6 protein-coding genes and 1 riboswitch are annotated in these 5478 nt (G+C 44.1%); all 6 genes read right to left on the bottom strand.

The window, feature by feature from the left end; all coding sequences use genetic code 11:
* Positions 1-209: 209 nt before the first annotated feature.
* On the bottom strand, positions 210-887 hold the full coding sequence (locus U9Q08_00250; GenBank protein ID MEA3328162.1) for a riboflavin synthase: 678 nt from the start codon (positions 885-887) through the stop codon (positions 210-212).
* Between the two features lie 3 nt (positions 888-890).
* Positions 891-2015 carry a bifunctional diaminohydroxyphosphoribosylaminopyrimidine deaminase/5-amino-6-(5-phosphoribosylamino)uracil reductase RibD gene (ribD, locus tag U9Q08_00245; protein MEA3328161.1) on the bottom strand — a complete coding sequence of 375 codons (1125 nt, stop codon included), beginning with the start codon at positions 2013-2015 and terminating at the stop codon, positions 891-893.
* Positions 2005-2415, bottom strand: a complete 411-nt coding sequence (nusB, locus tag U9Q08_00240; GenBank protein MEA3328160.1) for a transcription antitermination factor NusB — start codon at positions 2413-2415, stop codon at positions 2005-2007. The genes ribD and nusB overlap by 11 nt, the downstream gene beginning before the upstream one ends.
* A gap of 286 nt (positions 2416-2701) precedes the next feature.
* Positions 2702-3166, bottom strand: a complete 465-nt coding sequence (ribE, locus tag U9Q08_00235; GenBank protein MEA3328159.1) for a 6,7-dimethyl-8-ribityllumazine synthase — start codon at positions 3164-3166, stop codon at positions 2702-2704.
* Positions 3167-3245: 79 nt separating this feature from the next.
* The gene (locus tag U9Q08_00230; GenBank protein ID MEA3328158.1) at positions 3246-4442 is read right to left on the bottom strand and encodes a bifunctional 3,4-dihydroxy-2-butanone-4-phosphate synthase/GTP cyclohydrolase II; all 1197 of its coding nucleotides are present in this window, start codon (positions 4440-4442) and stop codon (positions 3246-3248) included.
* A gap of 45 nt (positions 4443-4487) precedes the next feature.
* A riboswitch (FMN riboswitch) is annotated at positions 4488-4650 on the bottom strand.
* A 5-nt stretch (positions 4651-4655) separates the two neighbouring features.
* Complete coding sequence (locus U9Q08_00225; GenBank protein MEA3328157.1) at positions 4656-5207, bottom strand: hypothetical protein; 552 nt, start codon at positions 5205-5207, stop codon at positions 4656-4658.
* Positions 5208-5478: the final 271 nt, after the last annotated feature.

Below are 5478 nucleotides of genomic sequence, written 5' to 3'. Positions count from 1 at the left end.
GTATTCCCGAAGGGCGACCGAAGGATCTCATAAAACCGTGTTTTCTGAGATTCTTCGGCCTTCGGCCTCAGAATGACCTTTTTAGCGTTATTATTTTTAATTTCGGTTAAGGTGTGCACTTTTAAAATTTAGCTAACACCAAAAAATTAGCCCGCTTAGAAAACTTAAATCTAAGCGGGCACTTAACTATTGGCCGCGCTATGTTTTCCTCATAAAAAACCGTGCTCCTCGAGTTGTTTTTTTGTTATTTCAGGGGTATCTTTGAATTTAAAATAATTGGCTGTATATTTACTGAACATATCTACTTCTATATTTACCGTATCCCCGGCAGATTTTGAGTTTAGGTTGGCTGTTTTCAGCGTGTGAGGGATTATATGGACGGTAAATAAATTTTTCTTAACATCAACCAATGTCAAACTTATGCCGTCTATGGCTATCGAAGCCTTTGGTATTAAGTGTTTTATTATATTATCCGGGGCAGTAATAGACAAGATTAAATCCGTTTTTTCAGCTTTCTTTTTAATTACGCCTGTCCCGTCAATATGGCCGCTTAAGATATGCCCGCCTAACCTGTCCTCAAGCCTTAAAGACCTTTCTATATTTACGCTTGCTCCGGGCTTAAGAAAAAAGAGATTTGTCTTTTTCAGCGTCTCGGCCATAATGTCAAAAGAAACGTCCCTGCCGGCGCATTTGGTAACGGTAAGGCAAACACCGTTAACAGCGATGCTTTCCCCGATCTTCAGGTCCTGCGGGTAACTTTTAAGCGAAACCGCCAAAAGGGCTTTGGATAAAGATTTCTTTAATTCTTTCACCACTGCCACTTGTTCGATTATTCCGGTGAACATATGATTTATTAAATCACCAACTTTGTTGTGAGCTAAGCTCATAACTCATAGCTCGTTAACCTTTTTCTGTCTTTTTTTAGTATTATATACCGGATATCCCTCAACCAATATATCATCCCCGAATCTTTTTATCTCAATACCCTTTAGCTTAATAGCGCGCTTGATATTCCGTATGCCAATCCCTTCTACCGAAGTTAGGGCGTTTTTACCCCCGATTATCTTGGGCGCTACGAAAACCAAGAACCTGTCCGCTAACCCTGCTTCTAATGCCGAAGCAATTACCCTTCCCCCTCCTTCAATTAAGACGTGAGTAATATTTAATCCGGCCAGTTTTTTCATCAGCGATCTGAGATCAACCATCTTAAATTTCGATCTTATCACTATTACTTTAACATTTTTACGCCGGAGAACTTTTATCTTTGATTTAGCAGTCTGCCTGGTGACGACAACAATGGTTTGAGCCGGTGATTTTTTTGAAAGTAGTTTAGCGTCCAGGGGAAGCCTGAGCTTGGAGTCCACAATAATCTTAACCGGGTGGGGCGGGGACAGGGCAGTTAGCAGCGGGTCATCTTTCAAAACCGTATCTATTCCGACAAGAATCGCATCTACCTGGCTGCGCAGGCGATGAGAATAAGCTCTTGCTGCCGGCCCGGTAATCCACTTTGAACTGCCGCAGACAGTAGCAATTTTTCCATCTATTGTCTGGGCAATCTTAACGGTTACAAACGGCAGGTGTTTGGTGATAAACTTAAAAAAGGGCTGGTTGATCTTTTCGGCCTTTTCTTTTAAGACACCGGTTTTTACTTCTATGCCGTTTCTTTTTAATAAGTTAATTCCCCGCCCTTTATTTAAAGGGTTTTTGTCTTTAACCGCGATAACCGCCCTTTTAACTCTGCTTTTTATAATTGCACCTGTGCATGGCGGTGTCCTGCCGAAAGAGGAACAGGGTTCTAACGTTATATACAGGGTCGCGCCTTTGGCTTGTTTACCGGCCTGGTTAAGGGCCGTTATTTCGGCATGAGGCCGGCCTGCTTTCTTATGATAGCCCTCACCGATAATCTTGCCTGCCTTTACTACCAAAGCGCCTACCAGCGGATTGGGAGAAACGTGTCCTCTCCCCTTGAGGGCTAAACTTAAGGCCCGGTCCATAAACCGCTCATCATTTGTCATGTTCACACTGTTTGATCTTGTCCAGCACGCCGTTAATGAACATTCCGGATTGAGTATCGCCGAATTTCTTGGCTATGTCTATTGCTTCGTTTATCGAGACTTTAGGCGGGATGCTCTTTGAAAACAGCAGTTCATAAGACGCCATCCGCAGAATGTTGCGGTCAACCACCGCCATCCTCTTTATCTGCCAGTTCTCAGCATGTTTTGTTATTATCCGGTCGATTTCCGAAAGATTGGTTATAGTGCCCCTGACCAGTATATTAGTGAAGTTTTTAATCACCGGCAAAGCCCGGTGTTTATTCCAGAATTTTGTCAGGGCATCCTCGACGCTGTCATTACTAATATTGATCTGATAGAGGATCTGAAGCGCTGTTTCCCGGGCCTTCGTCCTTTTTCGCATGGTATTATTTACCTTTTTTTATACACGAATATGTTAGCTGATAGCTGTTAGCTCATAGCTCATAGCTGATAGTAAAAGAAGAAAAAGTTGAAGGTGATGAAATAGAGAAAATGCTTTCAAGTTTAATAAATTCTATCAGAAAATTCATAGTCTAATTAGCTCATAGCTGTTAGCTTATGGCTGATAGTCTAATTTCGTTCTCCCAAGAACGTCGAAGCTTACAGACTATGAGCTATCAGCTAAGAGCTATGAGCTATCAGCTATGAGCTATCAGCTAACATATTATTTATATCTTTTCCAGCAAATTACTCATTTCAATAGCGCTTAGAGCGGCCTGGGAGCCTTTGTTTCCTTCTTTGGCTCCGGCCCGCTGGATAGCCTGTTCTAAAGAATCGGCTGTTACTATCCCGAAGGCGACCGGCACACCGGTAGTCAGCATAATCTGAGCGGCCCCCTTAGACGCCTGGGAAGCGATATAATCGAAGTGGGGGGTTTCCCCGCGGATTATGGCCCCTAAAGAAATGACAGCGTCATATTTTTTGGATTTTGCCAGCTTCAAAACAGCTAAACCGATCTCAAAAGAACCGGGAACCCAGACCATGGTTATGTCGGTTTCTTTGGCGCCGTGCCGGAGCAAGGTATCCTCTGCCCCCTCTAACAGCCTTCTGGTAATGAAATTATTAAACCTGGAGGCCACTATTGCGAACTTTTTCCCCGCAGTTATCAGCTTACCCTCGATTGTCTTTGCCATTTCCGCCTTCCTTTCTTTTTTAACTTTACAAAATATGCAATGCAAAAAATGTAAAGTTTAATGTCAATGTCCTAAAGTGTCAATGTTCTAATAAGTGCCCCATTTTCTCCTTTTTAGTCTTAAGATAGTTCTGATTTAAGGCATTTGGCTCTATTTCTATCGGCACCCTTTCAATTACCTCCAGCCTGTAACCTTCCAGGCCGATAATTTTTCTGGGGTTATTGGTCAAAAGCCTTATCTTTTTAAGCCCGAGGTCGCTTAAGATCTGCGCCCCGATCCCATAATCCCGCAGGTCTGCCGGAAAACCCAGCCGGTGGTTGGCCTCTACAGTGTCCAATCCATGGTCCTGAAGCGCATAAGCCTTTATTTTATTTACCAGGCCGATGCCTCTTCCTTCCTGGCGCATATAAAGTATTATGCCGCTGTTCTGCTTATCAATTATCTTCATTGCTTCGCGCAGCTGCTCGCCGCAATCGCATCTTTTGGAACCGAATACATCGCCGGTCAGGCATTCGGAATGCACCCTGACCAGCATGCCTTCGGGTTTTATTTCTCCTTTAATCAAGGCAAGGTGGTGTTTCCCATCGCTGAGCGACTTATAAATGGCCGATCTCCATTCTCCGAAATCTGTCGGGATATTGGTGGTAACAACCCGTTCGATCAGCTTTTCTTTCCGGCGGCGGTATTTAATCAGATCAGCTATGGTGCATATGGCTAAGCTATGTTTTTTAGCCAGGTCAAACAACTGGGGAGCCCTGGCCATAGTGCCGTCATCATTCATAATCTCGCAGATAACACCGGCAGGGTAAAGTCCGGCTAAGCTCATTAAATCTACACAGGCCTCGGTATGGCCTGCCCTCACCAAAACCCCTCCTTTTCTCGCTCTTAAAGGAAAGATATGGCCGGGGCTGACAATATCGTCTGTGCCGGTATTAGGATTAATGATAGTCTGGATGGTTTTAGCCCGGTCATGGGCGGAAATCCCGGTGGTTACACCCTGTTTTGCGTCAACTGATATCGTAAAGGCAGTGTCCAGGCGATCATGGTTAACCGGCACCATCGGGCGCAGGTTAAGCTCATCAAGCCGTTGGCTGTTAATCGGCAGGCAGATCAGGCCTCTTCCGCGTTTTGCCATAAAATTTATCTTTTCAGCGGTGATAAAAGAGGCGGAAGAAACCAGGTCGCCTTCGTTTTCACGATCCCGGTCATCAAGAACAATGATGATCTTACCCTTTTTGATCTCTTCTATTGTTTCTGCTATGCTGTTAAATTTCATTATTCAAAAAAAATACCCCGAAATTCGGGGCTGTTTTACCTGCATTCACATCTTCTCCTATCCTGACTTTACAGTCGGTTCTGGAATCTCACCAGATCTGTTTTAATGACGTAAGTTGTCTATTCATTAAAACTCGTGGACTTTACCACCGGTCGGGAATTCCTGCCTGCCTATCGGCAAAACAGGCCACCCTGCCCCGAAGATATGTTATATTTAATTGTCTAAATCAGTGCGCGGCGCCGGAGGCATTAATGTGATTGTTTCTGCGCCCGCAGTTCCCGCAAACCTTGCGGCCGGCCCTCCCGGAAGGCTGTAACCTTCGGCAATCGCTGTTGACAATGCCGGAATATTCAACGCAGAGATCACGTCGGCAGAGTTCATAATGTCGCCTGTTTCACCGCCGCCCAAATAATCTGAATTTGCAAGATGTCTGATTTTATCTTCTACGGTTGCGTTGTTAGGACCGATTAACGCGTCATAAAGCACATTAGCTAATTCACCTCTGGTAACCGATACACCCGGCTCAGCATCGGCAAATGAGGAAACACCTGCTTCTGCCAGCATATTTGACTGAATTTCAAAAAGTTCCGCATCAGAAAGCGCGTCTGTATCAGCCGGCATACTGAACCCCAATATACTAACAAGGATAGCGGCAAACTGGCTGTTGTCCATTGACGCGGCCTTTGCTGTTTGACACAAAAATAGCCCTGAAAAGGCCAAAATTCCGATTAATAACGCCATTACGCACAATCTTAATTTCTTCATGCCGATCCCCTTCTTCCTGTCAGTTATCTTACTTTTATATAAACGTTACAAATTATACGGTGAAAGTATACCACGCTAATGCGGCTAAGTCAAGCCCTTTTGTAAGTTATGTTATTTAAAAATTAAAAGTGCACAGTTTTAGAGCGATTTAAGTTTTAAAAGTGCACACCTTAACCGAAATTAAAAATAATAACGCTAAAAAGGTCATTCTGAGGCCGAAGGCCGAAGAATCTCAGAAAACACGGTTTTATGGGAGATCCTTCGGTCGCTT

Source organism: Candidatus Omnitrophota bacterium (assembly GCA_034717435.1).
GTDB lineage: Bacteria > Omnitrophota > JAUWXU01 > JAUWXU01 > JAUWXU01 > JAYELI01.
Note: the sequence above shows the minus strand (reverse complement) of the source record. Positions and strands in the feature narration are given on the sequence as shown.